We start from the raw sequence: 2,585 nt of genomic DNA on the forward strand, positions 1-2,585 counted from the left end.
AAGCCCTGAACAGTTTGAGCAGGAGTATTATACTAAACTTGCAAGTTCAGTGTGCCGCTAAACCGGACCACCTCATAGTTCCCCGTATATCAAGAGGATAAATTGGATATGATGTACCGATCCCAACTTTAGTTTTTTGAATCGAATCCCCTAATACAATCGCATTACTGGCTGCCACCACTGCATTTGCGCCAATCGCTGTTGCATTCGTCAGATTATTATGAACGACATCTGCATTAGGTCCAATCAACGTGTTATTGTATCCATCCCTATTTGTTTGCCCTGCCTTATAGCCGATGAATATATTATAGCTTCCTAGACTATTATTTAAGCCTGCTTGCCATCCCATAAAAGCGTTATAATTCCCATTAGTATTGAGATAGCCAGCCTGATCTCCAAAAAATGCATTCCCTCCGCCAGTCGTATTACTAACGCCAGAATTTGATCCGAAAAATGCATTCCCTCCGCCACTCGTATTATTAACGCCAGAACTTGTCCCAAAAAATGCATTTCCTCCTCCACTCGTATTAGAGCGGCCTGCTGTATAACCTATAAATACGTTGTTAGTTCCCGTTGTATTTGCTTCACCGGTCGATGAGCCAATAAACACGTTATTGACTCCGGTAGTATTTTTATTACCGGCAAATGCACCAATGAATGCATTATTACTGCCTGTTTGGTTGCTATATCCGGCAGCACTACCCAGTATAGTATTTTCACTTCCGGTGGTTGTAAATCGACCGGCATCCATTCCCATAAACGTATTATTATTGCCACTAGTAGTAGCGTTTCCGGACTGGTGTCCTAGAAAGGTATTGAATCTGCCTGTGGTTAGCAGATAGCCTGCGTTCGTTCCAATTAGAATGTTATTCGTACTCGGAGTACTAGAGTTAGGGCTTGTAACTACATAGTTTGTTTGTGACCACCCTATTAATGGGATAAATAAGAAACTTGTGTATAATAGAGCTATTATTTTCATGGAATATTGCGCTAATAATGAGACAAGGTTTAAAATATGTACTTAGCATCACAAATGTATATTATACTACATTATATAATAACATGTATATTTAAATAAAAAACAGGGAGAACCACCCAGCCAGAGATACCAAAACTATATACCAGAAAGGTAATGATTTATTAGCATGAAGATAACCTCATTTCTGAACTTTTCGGCTATTTTCCTTCAACAAGAGACAGACATATGTATACCTCATTCACCCAACTATACTTCCAAAAACCGATTGAACTTATAGAAGAGGTTGATTTAACCAATTTCTTTTCAACGGAACAGGAAGAAACGTTAATGCTTGAATTCAAAAGTTTTACTCAGCCGCCTGCTGGAGCTCCAAGAGTCAGTATGAGGGATAGGGAGGAGGCAATATTTAAAACCTTGTGTGCATTCGCTAATTCAGGTGGAGGATTACTAATTTGGGGGGCTCCCAGAGAAGAGAAGTCATTAACGAATCCAAAGACGACAATTTGCAAGGGAGTATTGCAACCGGTTCCTGACTACTTAGACAGAGACAGCTATATCAGAAAAATCGCCAGCAATATAGATCCTAGACCCCAAGGTCTACGAATGCACCGTATTCAGGTAAGTGGCGGGTACGTGTATTTGTTCGAGATACAGGAAAGCCAAAATAAGCCTCATCAAACCAAAGGGACTTATTACGTCCGGATAGAGACAGAAACCAATATAGCCCCTCACTATCTGGTTTATGCCCTTTGCCGCCAAATTAAAGTGCCGGAACTGGAAATTGAACTTAAAAATTCAAAGGGACATGTATCTTCTTATGGTGGTAATAGTACATGGACCTTTCAAATAAATTTTGAATTAGCGATTTATAATACAACTGAGTTTGCTAATGATCATGATATATACATGAAAATCAGTACAACACAAGGCAAGTTATGGACAAGGCCAAATCCTGAAGCAAAGAAGCAAAACCTTTATTTAAAAAATGTCGTCAATGTACTTTCTATGGGCTTATCACATGAAATTCAGATAGTACATGATTTAGAAGCTCCATTAGAGGATGAGATATACGTATCTATTTGGTATGGTGGTCGCCATTCTAATGTTAAATGCAAGAAGTATAAACTAGTGATAGGAGAGTTAACAGGATACCCATCCACAGGCTATAAATTCGCAGTAAATTTTGAGCTGACAGAATCTTAAGGCGACAAATCCGTCAACCATAAAAAACAAAAAAGCCTAATCAATTGTCAGTAAATTGATCAGACTTAAAATTGTGGTCCCGACGGGAACACAACTAATCTACATAATACACTGATTATCTGAAAATTAATAAACAATATAACCCTCGGGTGACGGATTGGGTGACGGATTCATAAAAATCCTCGTTTCGGGTGACGGAATTCCGGTGTGCCAAAACCTCAACGCTTTACACGCTTCAAGGCCTTATCTCATCAACTACAGCATTACTACGATACCCATACTTCTACATAATGCATTAGCCAGTCCTTATGTATAAATGATATACCACTGAGGTGGTCCGGTTTAGCGGCACACTGAACTTGCAAGTTTAGTATAATACTCCTGCTCAAACTGTTCAGGGCTT

2 protein-coding genes are annotated in these 2,585 nt (G+C 39.3%); one reads left to right on the forward strand and one right to left on the reverse strand.

Annotated features, from left to right (window positions below; genetic code table 11):
* Window positions 1-46: 46 nt before the first annotated feature.
* A complete protein-coding gene (locus tag AC23NW_RS35990) occupies window positions 47-979 on the reverse strand; it encodes a hypothetical protein (protein WP_487455517.1) in 933 nt (310 codons plus the stop codon).
* Window positions 980-1,204: 225 nt separating this feature from the next.
* Here AC23NW_RS35990 and AC23NW_RS35995 point away from each other — a divergent pair, with 225 nt between their 5' ends.
* A complete protein-coding gene (locus AC23NW_RS35995) occupies window positions 1,205-2,182 on the forward strand; it encodes an AlbA family DNA-binding domain-containing protein (RefSeq protein ID WP_487455519.1) in 978 nt (325 codons plus the stop codon).
* The last annotated feature ends 403 nt before the right edge of the window (window positions 2,183-2,585 follow it).

The sequence above is a fragment of the Arsenicibacter sp. R0_47 genome, from assembly GCF_057652235.1.

Bases quoted from the DNA above. Each gene is read 5' to 3' on its own strand.
- AC23NW_RS35990 (WP_487455517.1), bottom strand. From the start codon at position 979: ATGAAAATAATAGCTCTATTATACACAAGTTTCTTATTTATCCCATTA.
- AC23NW_RS35995 (WP_487455519.1), top strand. From the start codon at position 1,205: ATGTATACCTCATTCACCCAACTATACTTCCAAAAACCGATTGAACTT.